Consider the following 16401-nt stretch of genomic DNA (forward strand, 5'->3'; position numbering starts at 1 on the left):
AGGTGCGTGCTCAACAGCCCGTTAAGCTTTTCACACTACGATTCAGACGTGTCCGTCGTTGCGGAACATTCGACCATCGCCCACACCTCGCTGGGGCGGTTACGCGGCACCCGTGAAGGCGGGGTCAGCGTTTGGCGGGGTGTGGAGTACGCCCAGCAGCCCATCGGCGCGCTGCGCTTCCTGGCGCCGCAGCCCGTGGTGCCCTGGTCCGGGGTCCGCGACGCTGTGGAGCACGGCCCGTTGCCGCCACAAGGCCGTTCGTTCGTCGGGGGAGGCCGTGACGACCCCAAGGTGCGCGACGAGGCTTGCCTGACCGTCACCGTCTGGTCTCCGGATACGGGCGGGTCGCTGCCGGTGATGGTGTGGATCCCCGGCGGGGCGTTCGTCTACGGCGCCGGCCAGTTGCAGCTGTACAACGGTTCGCGGCTGGCCGAGAACGGCGACGTGGTGGTCGTCAATGTCACCTACCGGCTCGGCGTGTTCGGCGGATTCGAACTCGGTGACCTGGGTGAGGGATTCGACGACAACCTGTGTCTGCGGGACCAGATCGCCGCGTTGCAATGGGTACGCGACAACATCGCCGCGTTCGGCGGCGATCCCGAACAAGTGACGGTGTTCGGTGAATCAGCCGGTGCCACATCGGTATTGGCCCTGCTGGCCAGCCCCGCGGCCGACGGGCTGTTCGCCCGGGGCATCGCGCAGAGTCCGGCGTTGCCGCTGATCGCCGACCGGGAAGAGCGGGCCCGTCAGTCGCGCCGTTTCATGCAGCTCCTCGGGGTGGGGGCCGAGCAACTCAAAGTGCTGCCGCAACGGCAGCTGCGCCGCGCCGCCGGGCAGCTGCAACTGGAAAGCGCCCAGCGGACACCGACATTGGCCTACGGGCTGACGCACGGCGTCGAACTGTTGCCGCTGCACCCGATCGAGGCAGCACGCGCGGGTGCGGTGTCCGCGATTCCGTTGATCATCGGCACCAACAGTCACGAGGCGTCGATGTTCGCCTGGGGCAAGCCGCCGATGTTGCCGACCACGCTGGCGGGGGTCGAGGACTATCTCCGCCGCCACGACCCGCAGGCCAGGGATCGGGTGCTGGCCGCCTATCCCGCTTTCCCGCGCCGCCGGGCGCTGATCGCGTTCGGCTCTGACGTGATGTTCGGCGCACCGACCTGGGCGTTCGCCGACGCCTACAGCGGGCACGCGCCGACCCACGTGTACCGGTTCGACCACACCACCTGGACGCTCAAGGTGCTGGGGCTGGGCGCGACCCACGGCAGCGAGATCGTGCACATCCAGCACAGCTACGGGTCGTATCTGGGGCGCAAGCTTCACCCGTTGGGTCGCCGGGTGCAGCCGTCGGTCGGTCGGCGGATGCAACGCACCTGGCTCGATTTCGCCCGGGCCGAGGTTGCCGATTGGCCGGAATACGACGTCGGGCAGCGCCTGACCCGGGTGATCCGCTCCACGCGGGACGAGACCGTGGCCGATCCCGACGCGGTGCGACGCCAGGTGTGGGAAGGCCTGGGCTAGCGCCCTACTTGCCGAAGCGCTCGTTACTGTAACGGCGGAGGTTGTACAGGAATCGCTGGAACAGCCACGCCATCACCGGCTGGCCCATCGTCATCCCGAGCCGCCCGGCCAGCCCGCTGGGCTTCATGGCCATCACCCAGGTCAGGTGGCAACCGTCGGCCGTCTCCACCACGCGGTAGTCCTCGGCGAAGGCCGAGATCGCGTTCGAGGTGCTGGTGTTGAAGCGGAAAGCCATGTGGGAGAAAGGTTCCCAGGCCAGGAATTCCTCATCGCCGGTGATGTGCCCGCGCATCGTGACCGTCCGAGTGGTGCCCACGCCGCGGGGCTCGGGGCTGGTCCACTCCACTTTGGTGATAACCGTCGCCCAGTGCGGCCAGGAGGTCTCGTCGCTGAGCACCTCGAACAGCTGCTCGGGCGTGATGGCGAGGTCGACGGTGCTGACGAAACGGAACGGGGCGCGGTCGAAGAAGTCCAATTCGACGCGCTCACACGGGTAGGTCCGGGCCATGGGTAGACACCCTAGGGCAGAGTGTCTACTGGTGGGTCAGCCCGGGCCGTCGCCGGCGGCCGCCAAGAGCGGTACCACCACATCGCTGATCGGGGTGGGCAGCGCGTGTGCGGCTGCCTTGCGGGCGATGACACCGTTGCGCACATCCCACTCCAGCGGCCGGCCGGCCTGATGGTCGGTCAGCATCGAGGTGGTCAGGTCTTCCGGGGCCGAGGCGAGCATGCCGACGATCTCGTCGACCACCTCATCACCCAGATCCGCGCCGTCGGCCCGCGCCACCGCCAGACATTCGGTCAGATAGCGCCGGGCCAGTGCGGCCACATCGTCACGGCGGAACATTCCCGCGCGCCGATCGGCCAGCACCATGAACCCGACCACGGCATTGACCAGCAGCTTGCGCCAGGCCGCGCGGCGGAAGTCGGGATCGTGTTCGACGGTGATCGCGGTGCCGTGCACGGCGTCGGCCACGGTCGCGGCCGCCGGCGTGTCGGGCAGCACGAGTCTGGCCTCGCTGCGCAGCCGCACCCAGCCCTCGGGCTGCACTTCCGATGACATCCAGACCGCCGCGGGCACCACGTGAGCCGGGTCGGTGCACCGGCTGACGGCGCTGACGCGCTCGACCTGCTCGACGCCGTTCTGCAACGCGCACACCACGGTCTTCTCGTCACACAGCCGGTCCAGCCACGGCGCCGCCTGCGCGTTCTGGGTGTCCTTGACCGCGAGAAACACCACGTCGAGCGGGCCGTCGACGGCCGCCGGATCGGTGTGCACCGGGCCTGGCACCCGGATGGGCTGCCCGTCGTCGGGCCGGACTTCGATGCCGTCGCGCGGGGTGCGTCCACACAGCAGGACCGGCTGTCCGGCGGCATGCAACAGCGCCGCGACGGTGGACCCGATGGCGCCCGGGCCGATGACCGCGATGGGGGAGTTGTTCAGTGATGCCGGGTCTTCGCGCGAGCGCTCATCCACGCTGCCAAGTTACCGGGACAAGCGACTCTCTAGACTGTTCACTCGTCACCACCAGTCTCTTCCGACTCGACATTCAGGAGTTTTCGTGTTGCGCAGTCATGCCGCCGGTTCGTTGCGGGCCACCGATGCCGGACAGACGGTGACCCTGGCGGGTTGGGTGGCGCGTCGCCGTGACCACGGCGGTGTCATCTTCATCGATCTGCGCGACGCGTCGGGCGTGTCTCAGGTGGTGTTCCGCGAGGGCGACGTGCTCGCCGCCGCCCACCGGTTGCGCGCCGAGTTCTGCATCGCCGTCACCGGCCTCGTCGAGGTACGTCCCGAAGGCAACGAGAACGCCGAGATCCCGACCGGAGGGATCGAGGTCAACGCGACGTCGCTCACGGTGCTGGGCGAGAGCGCTCCGCTGCCGTTCCAGCTCGACGAGACCGCAGGCGAGGAAGCCCGGCTCAAGTACCGCTACCTGGATCTGCGCCGCGAAGGACCGGGCAACGCAATCCGGTTGCGCTCCAAGGTGAATGCCGCTGCCCGCAACGTGCTGGCCGAGCACGAGTTCGTCGAGATCGAGACCCCGACCCTGACGCGCTCCACCCCCGAGGGCGCCCGCGACTTCCTGGTGCCCGCGCGACTGCAGCCCGGCTCGTTCTACGCGCTGCCGCAGAGCCCCCAGCTGTTCAAGCAGCTGCTCATGGTGGCGGGCATGGAGCGTTACTACCAGATCGCGCGCTGCTACCGCGACGAGGATTTCCGTGCCGACCGCCAGCCGGAGTTCACCCAGCTGGACATGGAGCTCAGCTTCGTCGACGCCGACGACGTGATTGCCATCGCCGAGCAGGTGCTCAAGTCGGTCTGGTCGACCATCGGTTACGACCTGCCGCTGCCGTTGCCCCGGATCAGCTACGCCGACGCGATGCGCCGGTTCGGTTCCGACAAGCCCGACCTGCGATTCGGCGTCGAGCTCATCGAGTGCACCGAGTACTTCAAGGACACCCCGTTCCGGGTGTTCCAGGCGCCCTACGTGGGTGCTGTCGTCATGGCAGGCGGGGCATCGCAGCCGCGCCGCACCCTCGACGGCTGGCAGGAGTTCGCCAAGCAACGCGGTCACAAGGGGCTGGCCTACGTACTGGTCGCCGAGGACGGAACGTTGGGTGGTCCGGTGGCCAAGAACCTCACCGACGCCGAGCGGGACGGCCTGGCCGCCCACGTCGGCGCCAAGCCGGGTGACTGCGTGTTCTTCGCGGCCGGCCCGGTCAAGTCGGCGCGTTCGCTGCTCGGCGCCACCCGCATCGAGATCGCCAAGCGCCTCGACCTGATCGACCCGGCCGCCTGGGCATTCACCTGGGTGGTGGACTTCCCGATGTTCGAACCCGTCGACGAGGCGACCGCCTCGGGCGACGTCGCCGTGGGTTCGGGTGCCTGGACTGCCGTGCACCACGCCTTCACCGCGCCGAAGCCCGAATCGGAGGGGACCTTCGACACCGATCCCGGCAACGCGCTGTCCGATGCCTACGACATCGTCTGCAACGGCAACGAGATCGGCGGCGGTTCGATCCGTATCCATCGCCGCGACATCCAGGAGCGGGTGTTCGCGATGATGGGCATCGACCACGCCGAAGCCCAGGACAAGTTCGGATTCCTGTTGGACGCCTTCGCTTTTGGTGCACCACCGCACGGTGGGCTGGCCTTCGGCTGGGACCGCATCACCGCTCTGCTGGCCGGGGTCGACTCGATCCGTGAGGTGATCGCGTTCCCCAAGTCCGGCGGCGGCGTCGACCCGCTGACCGACGCGCCGGCTCCGATCACCGCGCAGCAGCGCAAGGAATCGGGAATAGACGCCAAGCCCGAGGAGCTCAAGAAGTCATGACCGAAACCGATCCGAACTTCGACAAGACCGAGCTGGTCGCCGATGTGGCGGCCCTGGACAACTTCAACCGCGGCGTCGTCGAGGAATTCCGGGCCAATGGCGGCAAGGTGGGTGGGCCTTTCGAGGGCGGCACGCTGCTGCTCCTCCACACCATCGGGGCCAAGTCGGGTCAGCCCCGGCTGTCGCCGCTGGCTTACCTGGAAGTCGACGGCAGGATGCTGATCGTCGGCTCCTACGCCGGTGGGCCCAAGGATCCGGCCTGGGTGCACAACCTGCGGGCCAACCCGAATGTGCGCATCGAGGTGGGCACCGATGCCTATGACGCGACGGCCCGGGAGCTGCCCGCCGACGAGCGCGATGCGGCGTACCCGAAGATCATCGAGCGCGCCCCGGTGTTCGCCGAATACCAGTCGAAGACCACTCGGGCCATCCCGCTGTTCGAACTGGTCCGCGCCTAGCCTCTTCGCGCCGAAACGGCATTCCAGCAGGGCCCTACTCGAACATTCTCTGCCGGAATGCCGTTTCGGCGGGGATCAGGTGGGCATCAGGCGGGGGTCAGGTGAGCCGTTCGATGATGGTGGCGTTGGCCATGCCGCCGCCCTCACACATCGTCTGCAGGCCGTAGCGTCCACCCCGCTGTGCCAGGGCATTGACCAGAGTGGTCATGATGCGCGCACCGCTGGCGCCGAGCGGATGGCCGATCGCGATGGCTCCGCCGTTGACGTTGGTCTTGGCGAGGTCTGCTCCGACATCGTGAGCCCAGGCCAGCACCACCGGCGCGAACGCCTCGTTGACCTCGAACAGGTCGATGTCGGCCAGCGTCAAACCTGCACGCGCCAGGACCTTTTCGGTGGCCGGAATGACACCGGTGAGCATGTAGAGCGGGTCCGACCCGACCACCGTGGTGGTGTGGATCCGGGCGAGCGGCTTGAGCCCGAGCTTCTTGGCCGTCGCACCGCTGGTGATCATCACGGCGGCACTGCCGTCGGACAGCGGTGACGAGTTACCGGGGGTGATCTCCCAGTTGATCTGAGGGAATCGGGCGGCGTAGGCCTCGTTGTAGAACGCCGGCTTCAACACGGACAGCGTGTCCACCGTCGTCCCCGGCCGGATGATCTCGTCGGTGCTCAGTCCGGCGATGGGGGCGAGTTCGGCCTCGAACAGTCCGTCCTTGGTGGCGCGGGCTGCCTTCTCGTGACTGCTCGCGGAGAACTCGTCGAGCTGGGCGCGGGAGAAGCCCCACTTGGCTGCGATCAGCTCTGCGCTGATCCCTTGCGGGACAAGGCCTTCGGAATATCGCTCGGCGAAGGCCAGGCCGAACGGGTCGCTGCCCGGCAATACCGAGCTGCCCATCGGTACCCGCGACATGGATTCCACGCCTGCGGCGATCACGATGTCGTAGGCGCCGGCCAGCACGCCTTGGGCGGCGAAGCTGATCGCCTGCTGGCTGCTGCCGCACTGCCGGTCCACCGTGGTTCCGGGAACGGTTTCCGGGAAGCCCGCGCCCAGCAGGGCGTTACGGGCGATGTTGACCGCCTGATCGCCTACTTGGGTGACGGCCCCGGCGATGACGTCGTCGACCAGTGCCGGGTCGACGCCGGTGCGGGTGATCAGCTCCCGCAGGCTGTGCGCCAGCAGGTCCGCAGGCAAGACGCCGTGCAGTGCGCCGCTGGCCTTGCCCTTGCCGATCGGGGTACGGACCGCTCCGACGATGACTGCGTCCCGGTCTGCATATCCGGTCATCTTGGCCTCCTGATGCTCCACGCTGAGTATTGTGATGGCTACCCAGATATAGCACCTGGGTATAGTTAGAACAACTCAGATAGGGAGTTTGATTCCGTGGGAATGCTGCAGGGCAAGCTGGCCGATCGCGACAGCTGGTCGGCGGTGGGGCACTGTCCGGTCGAGCGGACCATGGCGTTCGCAGGCACCAAGTCGGCGATGTTGATCATGCGCGAGGCCTTCTACGGCACCACTAGGTTCGACGACTTCGCCCGTCGGGTCGGGATCACCAAGGCGGCAACCTCGGCGCGGCTTTCTGACCTCGTGGCGGCCGGCCTGTTGGCAAAGCGGCCCTACCGCGAGCCGGGCCAGCGGGAGCGCGACGAGTACGTCCTCACCGCATCCGGTACCGACTTCATGCCGGTGGTGTGGGCGATGTTCGAGTGGGGTCGCAAGCATCTCGGCGACACTGGGCTGCGGCTCGCACACGACGGGTGTGGCGCGCTGGCCGGAGTCGAAATCCGTTGTGACGAAGGGCACCACGTGCCGGCCGACGAACTCGTCGTCCGCTTCGAACGTCCCACCTCGTGAGCCGGGCAGCCGAAGCGTTGCAGATCCTGGCCGAACACGGCCCATGGCGGATCGAGCCGGGGCTCACCGAGGCCGAACTGAACGCCCTCGAATCACGGTTTTCCTTGTGGTTCAGCGATGATCACCGCGGCTTTCTGTCGGCCGGGCTACCGGTGGGGTCCGGCTGGCCGGACTGGCGCAACGCCGACGAAGTGACGCTTCGGGCACACATCGGCCGGCCGGTGCGCGAGTTGCTGCACGCCGTGCGCGCGGGTGCGCTGTGGCATCCCGCATGGGGCGACAACCCCGGTGGCGACGCGGCGTGGAAGCTGGCCAGCGCGAAGCTCGCCGAAGAACCCAGGGTCATACCGGTTTACGGGGTGGCTTTTCTGAAGCAGGGTCCGGGTGATCCCACGGTGTGGGCCGTCGAAGACGGCGGTCACGGCATGGCCGTGACCGCCGTGGCCGCGGATCTGATCGGGCTGGCTCAACTGCTCACCGGCCGGCCCGTGACGCCACCCGCGTCCGCCGGTGACCCACCGTTCCTGCCGGCGCCGGCGGCCAGTCCGGGTGTCCCGGCGCTGGAGGCACCGCCTTTCGCGCCGGATCCGGTGATGGCGCCGCCGGTGGCGGTGGCCCCGCCCCGCGATCCCGCCGCGGCCCTCGCCGAGGCGGGGATAGTCGTGGGTGAACTGCAACGCCACGATGACGTGCTGGCCCACCGAGCGCCTATGTGGTCGGTACCTGTGCCGCCGGGTGTTCCGGCGACGGAGGCGTGGCTTGCGGCCCGGGCGCGGTTCCCAGCGACGGGGTTGTGGCCCGTGCTGCTCACCGACATGGCCTGGCACCGGATCGGGATGGACGGCATCGCCGACGAAACACCGTTGTTGGCAGCAGAACTCGACGGCGCCCGCTGGCTGGAACGAGAATTCGCCACCCGTACCGCCGAGTGCGACATCCCGCGCCATCCGTCCGGGTTCGACGGTGCAGACCCGGGGGACTGGCGGCAGCCGTTCGCCGACTTCGATTCCCGCGGTGAGTACTCACGGCTGGCGCTGATTCCCACGCCCGCGGATTGGCTGGTTCCCGGGCTGCTCCAGTGGTCGGGAGCAATCAATTCCGACGTCCTCGGCGTCGAACACGCGGCGATCTTGCGCCGCTGGTCCGCCCGCTATCGGACCGAAGTGTTGGCTCTCGACGACGAGTTTCTGGTGCTCGTGGCGAATCAGCCACCGTCCAGCCGGCCCGAGGCGCTCACCGCGGCCCTGGAGGCCTACCTGTACTGCGACGATTCGGTCAACACCGAGGCGGGTTCACTCGATGCGCTCGCGCGCAGGCTGGCGCACCCGTTGTGGGTCTTCTGGTGGGACTGAGCAACTGACGAACGCCGATCAGCGGGAACCGGCCGCACTGCCGATACTGTCGGATTGTGCTGCACTTACGCGTCATAGCGCCGGCAGATCTGCGCGAACCGATTCTCCATGTCCTGCACGCCCAGCCCGGTGTCGCCAACATCGTGTTGCTCGCCGACGCAGCGGTTGAACCCGCCGGTGACCAGATCACCGCCGATGTCGCCAGGGAGGCGGCCAACGACGTCGTCGAGCGGCTGAAATCCCTTGACGTGCACCACTTCGGCGCCATCACCCTGGAGCCGCTCGACACCGTGTTGTCCAGTCTGGCGTACCACGCGGAGGATGCCGCGGAAGGAGATGGTGCCGATGCGGTGGTGTGGGACGAACTCGTCTCCCGGACCCGCGAGGAATCTCATCTGAACGTCACCTACATGATGTTCCTCTGCATCGCTTGCATGCTGGCAGCGGTCGGCGTGCTCACCGATTCACCCGTCACCGTGGTCGGGGCGATGGTCGTCGGTCCCGAGTTCGGTCCGCTCGCCGCACTGGCCGTCGCTCTCGTCCAGCGGCGGACGTCATTGGCGCGACGCGCGTCGGCGGCATTGGCGATCGGGTTTCCGTTGGCAATGGTGGTGACCGCCGTGGCCACGCTCGGGTTCGAGGCGCTGGGCTGGGTCACGCTGACCAGCACGCGGGAACTGCAGGATGTCGACTTCATCTTCCAGGTCGGCCCGTTCTCCTTCGTCGTGGCGCTGCTGGCCGGAGCGGCCGGGATGCTGTCGCTGGTGTCGTCGAAGTCGGCAGCTCTGGTGGGCGTCTTCATCTCGGTCACGACCGTGCCTGCGGCTGGTTTCGCGGTGGTCGCGGCGACTGTCGGGGAGTGGGATGTGGCCGCCCAGTCCGTCCTGCAACTGGTGGTGAACCTGGTGGGTATCACGCTGGCAGGGTTGTTGGTGCTGTCGGTCTATCGTCGCGCCCAGGTGCGCCGCCGCGCCGTCACAGGTGGCTGATGCCGGTGGCCAGGAAGTACATGCCGACCGCGCCGGCGATCACGGCGACCACGAGTCGATGGTGGATTCCCATCCACTCGTAGATCCGCTCGACGCCGGACCTGGTGGCCGCCGGGGCGACCCAGAAACTGATTATCGGGATGATGGCCGCGAGGAAACCGACCAGATTGAACACGACCATCGCGGCCATCTGCTCGGCCACCGCGGCGCCCGATGTCAGGGCGGCAGCCATCGCGGCCAGGTAGTACGGGGTGGGAAAACCGTTGATCAGGCCCAGCAGTCCAGCTGCCCATGGCGCCTCGCCGCGCAACGCGGCCTGCATCCCGGCCGGCAGGTTCGACAGGCCCGGCACCGAGTCCGCCGTGGGTGCGGCCGGCACCGTCCGGCGCGTCCGTATTCGATTGACAAGGCGTTCGAGCACCCCGGTTATGGACAGCACGGCGATCGCCAGCGCCACGACACCGATGCCGATCTCCAGTCCTGGGGGCATGGTGCGTCCGCCGTCGCCGGTGACGTTCTTGAACACGAACACCACCGCGGCGCCCACCGCGACATTGGCGGTGAAGGCGAACAGAAAGAAGGGGAGTAACAACCGCACCGGCCGTGACCGCGACAGCATGAAGGCAACGACCCCGATTCTGAGCGGATCGACTGCCGCCACGACGGCCATCACCAGCACGGTGCTCCACATCGCGGGCGGCCACATCCCTTCGCTCGGTTACCTCACCGCTGAATTCAACCAGCGTCGGGCAAATCCGGCCGCATCTGGGCGGCGTGATCGTGCGCACGCGGGCCGACTGTCGCCGATTCACTCGGCCCGGTGCGCCAGCAAGCCCGGATCATCGTCGAGTGCGTACCGTTCTTCACTGATGGCTCTTCGCGCGAACGGCTCACCGGAGTCCGCTCAGGCCGCCGGTGTTGCCCTGGACACCGGTGCGAGTCGTGCTGCCTACGGGACAGACGTCGACGGTGTGCTGGCCGGCTACCGCCGTTCCAGGGCCCAACGAGCATTGTTCGACGTTCGGGACGACGGCGCCGGTGCCGGCTACGACGAGTTGGTCGACGGCTCGGGCAATGTCCGGCCGGCCTGGCGTGAGCTGGCCGCGGGCGTCGGCGAGCGGGGCCGTGACGGCCTGGACCGACTGCGTGTCATGGTGCGCAGCCTCGTCGACAACGACGGCATCACCTACATCGAGCTGGATCCCTACGGGGACGTGGTCACCGACGATGACGGCACCGCGGTGCCGGGCCCCTGGCATCTCGACGCCCTGCCCCTGGTGGTCTCCGCCGCGGACTGGGACTGCCTGGAATCAGGCCTGGTGCAGCGGTCCCGGCTGCTCGATGCGGTGCTGACCGATCTGTACGGGGCCCGCCGCTCGATCACCAGCGGGGTTCTGCCGTCCCGGCTGTTGTTCGCCCATCCCGGGTACCTGCGGGCCGCGCGCGGCATCGTGGTGCCCGGCCGTCACCAGCTGTTTCTCCACGGCTGCGACATCAGCCGCGGCGACGACGGCGCGTTCATGGTGAATGCCGACTGGACCCAGGCACCCTCGGGTGCCGGCTACGCGTTGGCTGATCGCCGCGTCATCGCGCACGCGGCCCCCGACCTGTACGAGCGGGTGGGTCCCCGGCCCTCCTCACCGTGGGCTCAGGCCTTGCGGCTCGCGCTGCTCGACGCGGCCCCCGAGGCCGCCGAAGAGCCGACGGTCGTCGTGCTCACCCCGGGAAGCCATTCCGAGACCGCCTTCGACCAGGCCTACCTGGCGGGGGTACTCGGCTTCCCATTGGTGGAGAGTGCCGACCTGGTGGTCCGGGACGGCAGGTTGTGGATGCGGTCGCTGGGCACGCTCAAACCTGTCGACGTGGTGTTACGCCGGGTCGACGCCGATTACGTGGATCCACTGGATCTGCGGCCCGATTCTCGGCTCGGCGTGGCGGGACTGGTCGAGGCGTTGCGTCGCGGGTCCGTGACGGTGGTCAACACCTTGGGCAGCGGCATTCTCGAAAGTCCCGGTCTGGCAAGGTTTCTGCCGCAGCTGGCCGATCTGTTGGTCGGTGAGACACCGCAATTGCCGACCGCGCCGATGTACTGGGGCGGCATCGACATCGAGCGTTCCCATCTGCTCACCAAACTGTCATCGTTGTTGATCCGGCCGGTGACCGGCGGCGCCACGATCGTCGGGCCCATGCTCTCGGGCGCGGATCGCGAGGAGTTGGCGGCGCGCATCGAGGCCGATCCCGCGCAGTGGGTGGGCCAGGAACTGCCCCAGTTCTCCACTGCACCGACCAGTTACCGGTCCAGAGGGTTTTCCGCAGGCAATGTCGGTATGCGGCTGTTCACCGTGGCCCAGCGCGGCGGGTACGCGCCGATGATCGGTGGACTGGGCTACGTCGTAGCTCCCGGAAACACTGCATACCGGATGAACACCCTTGCCGCCAAGGATGTCTGGGTGCGCAGCCCGCAACGCGTCACGGCCGAGCGCATCCCGACGGTCTCGGACGAGCTGGTCTCACCGGGCGCGGTTTCCAGCCCGACCCGGGCGGTCAGCTCGCCGCGGGTGCTCGCCGACCTGTTCTGGATGGGCCGGTACGCCGAACGTGCCGAGTGCATGGCGCGACTGCTCACCGTCACCCGGGAGCGCTACCACGAATACCGCTACCGTCGGGATCTTGAAGAGAGTCAGTGTGTTCCGGTGCTGCTGACCGCGCTCGGTTCGATCACCGGTACCGACACCGGTGACGCCGCGGATGTCCACGAGATGATCGCGATCGCCCCGACCACGCTGTGGTCGGCCACCGTCGACCGGCATCGGCCGGGATCGCTCACCCAATCGGTGGAACGGCTCGGGTTGGCCGCCCGGGCGGTCCGCGACCAGATGTCCAACGACACCTGGATGGTGCTGGCCGGTGTCGAACGTGCCGTGCTACGGCCATCGGCCGTCCCGCCCCAGTCGCCCAATGTCGCAGAGGCATACCTTGCCACCGCGCACAGCCAGACCCTGGCCGGGATGTTGGCGTTGTCCGGGGTGACCGCGGAATCGATGGTGCAGGACGTCGGCTGGACCACGATGGATCTCGGCAAGCGCATCGAGCGCGGGCTCACGCTGACTGCACTACTGCGAGCCACCTTGACGACGGTGCGTACTGCGGCAGCCGAACGCGCGGTGACCGAGTCGACCCTGGTGGTCTGTGAATCCGCGGTGATCTACCGGCGGCGTAACCCCGGACAGATCAGCATTGCCGCGGTGGCCGAACTGCTGTTGTTCGACGCCGAGAACCCCAGATCGCTGATCTACCAGTTGGAGCGCATCCGTTCGGACCTCAAGCCCCTGCCCGGAGCGTCGGGCTCGTCGCGCCCGGAACGCCTGATCGACGAACTGGCCACCCGATTGCGTCGTCTCGACCCGGCAGATCTGGAGGAGGTCGCCGAGGACGGGACCCGGGCCGCACTCGCCGGTCTGCTCGACGCCGTGCACGCCGGTCTCAGCGATCTCGCGGGTGTCATCACCGAGGCGCACCTGTCGCTGCCCGGTGGCATGCAACCGCTGTGGGGGCCCGACGAACGGCGGGTGGTGCCATGACCGGACCCACGGGCGCGGCGGGCAACCGGTGTTACGAGATCACCCATCGCACCGTCTATCGCTATTCGGACGATGTCACCAGCTCCTACGGGCGCGGCTTTCTCACACCGCGTGAGTTGCCATGGCAGCGGTGTCTGTCCCACCTCTTGGTGATCGACCCGGACGCGGCCGACCGTTCCACCAGCCGCGACGCCTACGGCAACATCAGTTCGTATTTTCATGTCACCGAACGCCACCGCACCCTGAGTATCACCAGCCGATCCGTGGTGGAGGTGGATCCGTTTGCACCCGAACACTATTCGGGCGCATCAGCCAGGGCGCCGTGGGAGTTGGCCCGCCCGATCGGCGGCGACGGCGCGCTGGCCGCGGAGTTCACCCTCGACCTCGCGCCGCCGGAGATCACCGACGCTGTGCGCGCGTACGCCGCACCCAGTTTCGTGCCCGGGCGACCGCTGATCGAGGTGCTTCGTGAGCTGACGTCGAGGATCTACCGCGATTTCACGTATCGGTCGGGATCGACGACGGTGTCCACCCAGGTGGCCGAGGTGCTGGCGGCGCGCGAGGGAGTCTGTCAGGACTTCGCCCGGCTGGCCATCGCCTGTCTGCGGGCCAACGGCCTGGCGGCCAGCTATGTCTCGGGTTACCTGGCCACCGATCCGCCGCCCGGTAAGGAACGCATGATCGGGGTCGACGCCACGCATGCCTGGGCGTCCGTGTGGACGCCGCAGAACGTCTGGCTGGGAATGGATCCCACCAACGATCAGATGGTCGACGAGCGCTACATCGTGGCCGGGTTCGGCCGCGATTACGCGGACATCCCCCCGGTCCGCGGCATCATCTACACGGACTCGGACAGCAGCGTGATCGAGGTGTCGGTCGACGTGGCGCCGTGCCCACCGGACCGAGGACGGTTGCTGCATGCGTGATTTCAACTGCCCCAACTGCGGCCAGCGGCTGGCATTCGAGAACAGCCTGTGTCTGTCGTGCCGCAGTGCGCTCGGCTTCTCACTCGGTGACATGGCGCTGCTGGTGATCACCGACTCCACCCGGAGCGGCCACGCCGGTGCCGTCGATGAGAATCAGTACCGGCTGTGCGCGAATCTTCATCTGGCCGAATGCAATTGGCTGGTACGCATCGGTGAACATCCGTTGTGCGCGTCGTGCCGGCTCACCAGGACCCGCCCCGCCGATGCCGATACCGCGGCGTTGGCGTCGTTCGCCGAGGCCGAACAGGCCAAGCGCCGGCTGATCGCCGAACTGCACGAACTGAAATTGCCGATCGTGGGCCGCGACGAGGACCCTCGGTTCGGGTTGGCGTTCGACCTGCTCTCCAGCGGGTTCGAGCAGGTGCTCACCGGCCATCACAACGGTGTCATCACCCTGGACCTGGCCGAGGGCGACGATGTACACCGTGAACAGCTACGCATCGCGATGGACGAGCCGTACCGCACGCTGCTGGGCCACTTCCGCCACGAGATCGGTCACTACTACTTCTATCGGCTGATCACCCCGTCAGCGGACTACCGCACGCGGTTCACCCGACTGTTCGGGGATGCCGACGCCGATTATCAGGCGGCGCTGGACCGCCACTACGCACAGGGTCCCCCGTCGGGATGGGAGGACCACTGCGTCTCGTCCTATGCGACCATGCACGCCGCCGAGGACTGGGCCGAGACCTTCGCGCACTACCTTCACATCCGCGACACCCTCGACACCGCTGCGGCTTTCGGGTTCGCCCCCGCCGGGGCGGCTTTCGGACGACGCTTTCTGGGGCCAGCCGGGTTCGACACCATCATCGAGATGTGGCTGCCGCTCGCCTGGTCGCTGAACATGGTGAACCGGTCGATGGGCCACGACGATCTGTACCCGTTCGTGCTGGCGCCCGCGGTGCTGGAGAAGATGCGCTTCGTCCATGCCGTCGTGGACGAGGTCACGGCCGGCTGAGTTCCCGGGCGATCGCGCTGAACATCAGCGATGTCTCCAGCGGCAGGGTGTTGAAGGCCGGTTCGGCCTGCGGCCATGTCGACCACTGGACCAGCACCAGGTTCTGCCGTTGGTCGACCATGATCACCTGCCCGAATATGCCGAGTGCCCAGAGATTTTCGTCCATCCCCGCAGTTCGTGGCGGGCTCACCTCACCCGCATCGGCCGCGATGCTGTTGTTCCACCACTGGTAGCCGTAGGTGCCCTCGGGATGGCTCGCGGTCACCGAACCCCGGGCTGTCGTCCACGTCCGCGCATCGCGCATCCAGCCGTCGGGCAGGGTCTCGGTGCCGTCGGGCAGTTCGCCGTTGCGCATGACGTACAGCCCGAAGCGTCCCCAGTCGGTGAGGGTGGCGTTGAACCCGTGCCCGCCCATGTCGTGACGACCCAGTTCGTAGGAATGCCAGACACCGTCGTCGGCCATGCCGAACGGCTTCCAGATCTTGTCCTGCAGATACGTGGCGATATTGGTTCCGGTGGCCTTCTCCAGGATGTCGCCGAGCAACCAGGCGCCGCCCGTGGTGTACGACCACACCTCACCCGGTTTGACGCCGGGTTTCCGACTGAGACCGTGGACGAGCGAGTACACGCACCGGTAGGTGTCGTCAGCAGCCTCGCACGCCGTGAGTTTGGCGAAATCCGAACCCGGGTCGGTGTAGTCCTCGTTCCATTCGACCCCGGAGGTGTGCGTGATGAGCTGTCGTAGCGTGACACCGTCGAAGGCGGTACCGGCGAAGTCGGGCTCGTATTCGGTGACGAGGTCGTCGAGAGAACCGATTGCACCGTCCTTGACCGCAACGCCGACCAGGGTGGACACCACGGACTTGCCGACCGAGCGCGACGTCCACAGCGTGGAAGGGTCGTTTCCGGCGCCGTAGTGCTCATAGGCGATCTTGCCGTCCTTGAGCACCAGCATCCCGGTGATACTCTGCCGTTCCAGATAGTCGTCGAGATCGTGGCTGACGCCGCCGACGGTGTAGGACGTGTCGGTCAATTGACGATCGGCGCTGGGCAGCGGAAACGGGTCGCCGTGGCGGAACAGATCACCGGGGTAGGCCCGGTAATCGTTGCGGAATCCGACCACCCGCTGCGTCTGATTCCAGGTGAGCATGTCCGCCACATTCGGCAGCTCATGATCGAGCGGCTTGGGACACACGGTCATTCCCGCGATCCCACAGGCGGGTTCAGTTCGCGGACTGCAGGCACCCGCCGAAGCCACCAGCATCAGCGCTGATGCGGCAGCCAGCGTGCGAGTTAACAGCACGATCACGATCGTATGTCGCAACCCCGCTATCGCCGCAGGCGTTTCTAGGATCGCGGC

14 protein-coding genes are annotated in these 16401 nt (G+C 67.5%); 9 read left to right on the forward strand and 5 right to left on the reverse strand.

The genetic code is table 11. From position 1 onward, the window contains the following. Positions 1 to 48: 48 nt before the first annotated feature. On the forward strand, positions 49 to 1524 hold the full coding sequence (locus ACZYZF_RS02205; protein WP_463834402.1) for a carboxylesterase/lipase family protein: 1476 nt from the start codon (positions 49 to 51) through the stop codon (positions 1522 to 1524). 4 nt (positions 1525 to 1528) lie between these two features. Here the strand turns inward: ACZYZF_RS02205 and ACZYZF_RS02210 are convergent, their stop codons facing one another. Further along, positions 1529 to 2032, reverse strand: a complete 504-nt coding sequence (locus tag ACZYZF_RS02210) for an SRPBCC family protein (RefSeq protein ID WP_463834403.1) — start codon at positions 2030 to 2032, stop codon at positions 1529 to 1531. A gap of 36 nt (positions 2033 to 2068) precedes the next feature. Continuing rightward, the gene (locus ACZYZF_RS02215) at positions 2069 to 3001 is read right to left on the reverse strand and encodes an oxidoreductase (RefSeq protein ID WP_463834404.1); all 933 of its coding nucleotides are present in this window, start codon (positions 2999 to 3001) and stop codon (positions 2069 to 2071) included. Positions 3002 to 3086: 85 nt separating this feature from the next. On the opposite strand from ACZYZF_RS02215, the gene aspS reads away from it, so the two are divergent. After that, the gene (gene aspS, locus ACZYZF_RS02220; RefSeq protein WP_463834405.1) at positions 3087 to 4862 is read left to right on the forward strand and encodes an aspartate--tRNA ligase; all 1776 of its coding nucleotides are present in this window, start codon (positions 3087 to 3089) and stop codon (positions 4860 to 4862) included. Beyond that, positions 4859 to 5320: a nitroreductase family deazaflavin-dependent oxidoreductase gene (locus tag ACZYZF_RS02225; protein WP_463834406.1), complete on the forward strand. Its 462-nt coding sequence runs from the start codon at positions 4859 to 4861 to the stop codon at positions 5318 to 5320. The genes aspS and ACZYZF_RS02225 overlap by 4 nt, the downstream gene beginning before the upstream one ends. A 97-nt stretch (positions 5321 to 5417) precedes the next feature. On the opposite strand, the gene ACZYZF_RS02230 is transcribed toward ACZYZF_RS02225, so the two are convergent. After that, entirely contained in the window at positions 5418 to 6605 is a 1188-nt protein-coding gene (locus ACZYZF_RS02230; RefSeq protein ID WP_463745981.1) for a thiolase family protein, read from the reverse strand. A 96-nt stretch (positions 6606 to 6701) separates the two neighbouring features. Here ACZYZF_RS02230 and ACZYZF_RS02235 point away from each other — a divergent pair, with 96 nt between their 5' ends. The 3 genes from ACZYZF_RS02235 to ACZYZF_RS02245 are packed head-to-tail and all read left to right on the forward strand — an operon-like array spanning position 6702 to position 9516. After that, positions 6702 to 7175 carry a winged helix-turn-helix transcriptional regulator gene (locus ACZYZF_RS02235; protein ID WP_463745717.1) on the forward strand — a complete coding sequence of 158 codons (474 nt, stop codon included), beginning with the start codon at positions 6702 to 6704 and terminating at the stop codon, positions 7173 to 7175. Next, a complete protein-coding gene (locus ACZYZF_RS02240; RefSeq protein ID WP_463834407.1) occupies positions 7172 to 8527 on the forward strand; it encodes a DUF4253 domain-containing protein in 1356 nt (451 codons plus the stop codon). Before ACZYZF_RS02235 ends, ACZYZF_RS02240 begins: the two co-directional genes overlap by 4 nt. Positions 8528 to 8583: 56 nt before the next feature. Continuing rightward, positions 8584 to 9516 (forward strand): DUF389 domain-containing protein, encoded by a 933-nt coding sequence (locus ACZYZF_RS02245; protein WP_463745719.1) that lies wholly within the window; start codon positions 8584 to 8586, stop codon positions 9514 to 9516. Here ACZYZF_RS02245 and ACZYZF_RS02250 read toward each other — a convergent pair. Next, positions 9503 to 10207: a GAP family protein gene (locus tag ACZYZF_RS02250; RefSeq protein ID WP_463745720.1), complete on the reverse strand. Its 705-nt coding sequence runs from the start codon at positions 10205 to 10207 to the stop codon at positions 9503 to 9505. The two genes, ACZYZF_RS02245 and ACZYZF_RS02250, sit on opposite strands and share 14 nt — an antisense overlap. 178 nt (positions 10208 to 10385) lie before the next feature. On the opposite strand from ACZYZF_RS02250, the gene ACZYZF_RS02255 reads away from it, so the two are divergent. From ACZYZF_RS02255 to ACZYZF_RS02265, 3 genes are read left to right on the forward strand one after another with little or no spacing between them, the layout of a single operon-like run. Further along, a complete protein-coding gene (locus ACZYZF_RS02255; RefSeq protein WP_463834409.1) occupies positions 10386 to 13097 on the forward strand; it encodes a circularly permuted type 2 ATP-grasp protein in 2712 nt (903 codons plus the stop codon). Beyond that, positions 13094 to 14023, forward strand: coding sequence for a transglutaminase family protein (locus tag ACZYZF_RS02260; RefSeq protein ID WP_463745722.1), 930 nt, complete (start codon positions 13094 to 13096; stop codon positions 14021 to 14023). Before ACZYZF_RS02255 ends, ACZYZF_RS02260 begins: the two co-directional genes overlap by 4 nt. Continuing rightward, positions 14016 to 15041 carry a zinc-binding metallopeptidase family protein gene (locus ACZYZF_RS02265; RefSeq protein WP_463745723.1) on the forward strand — a complete coding sequence of 342 codons (1026 nt, stop codon included), beginning with the start codon at positions 14016 to 14018 and terminating at the stop codon, positions 15039 to 15041. Before ACZYZF_RS02260 ends, ACZYZF_RS02265 begins: the two co-directional genes overlap by 8 nt. Here the strand turns inward: ACZYZF_RS02265 and ACZYZF_RS02270 are convergent. Then, a complete protein-coding gene (locus ACZYZF_RS02270; RefSeq protein WP_463834410.1) occupies positions 15028 to 16344 on the reverse strand; it encodes a serine hydrolase domain-containing protein in 1317 nt (438 codons plus the stop codon). The genes ACZYZF_RS02265 and ACZYZF_RS02270 overlap by 14 nt on opposite strands. Between the last annotated feature and the right edge of the window lie 57 nt (positions 16345 to 16401).

This window comes from Mycobacterium sp. IDUB_24 (assembly GCF_055419385.1).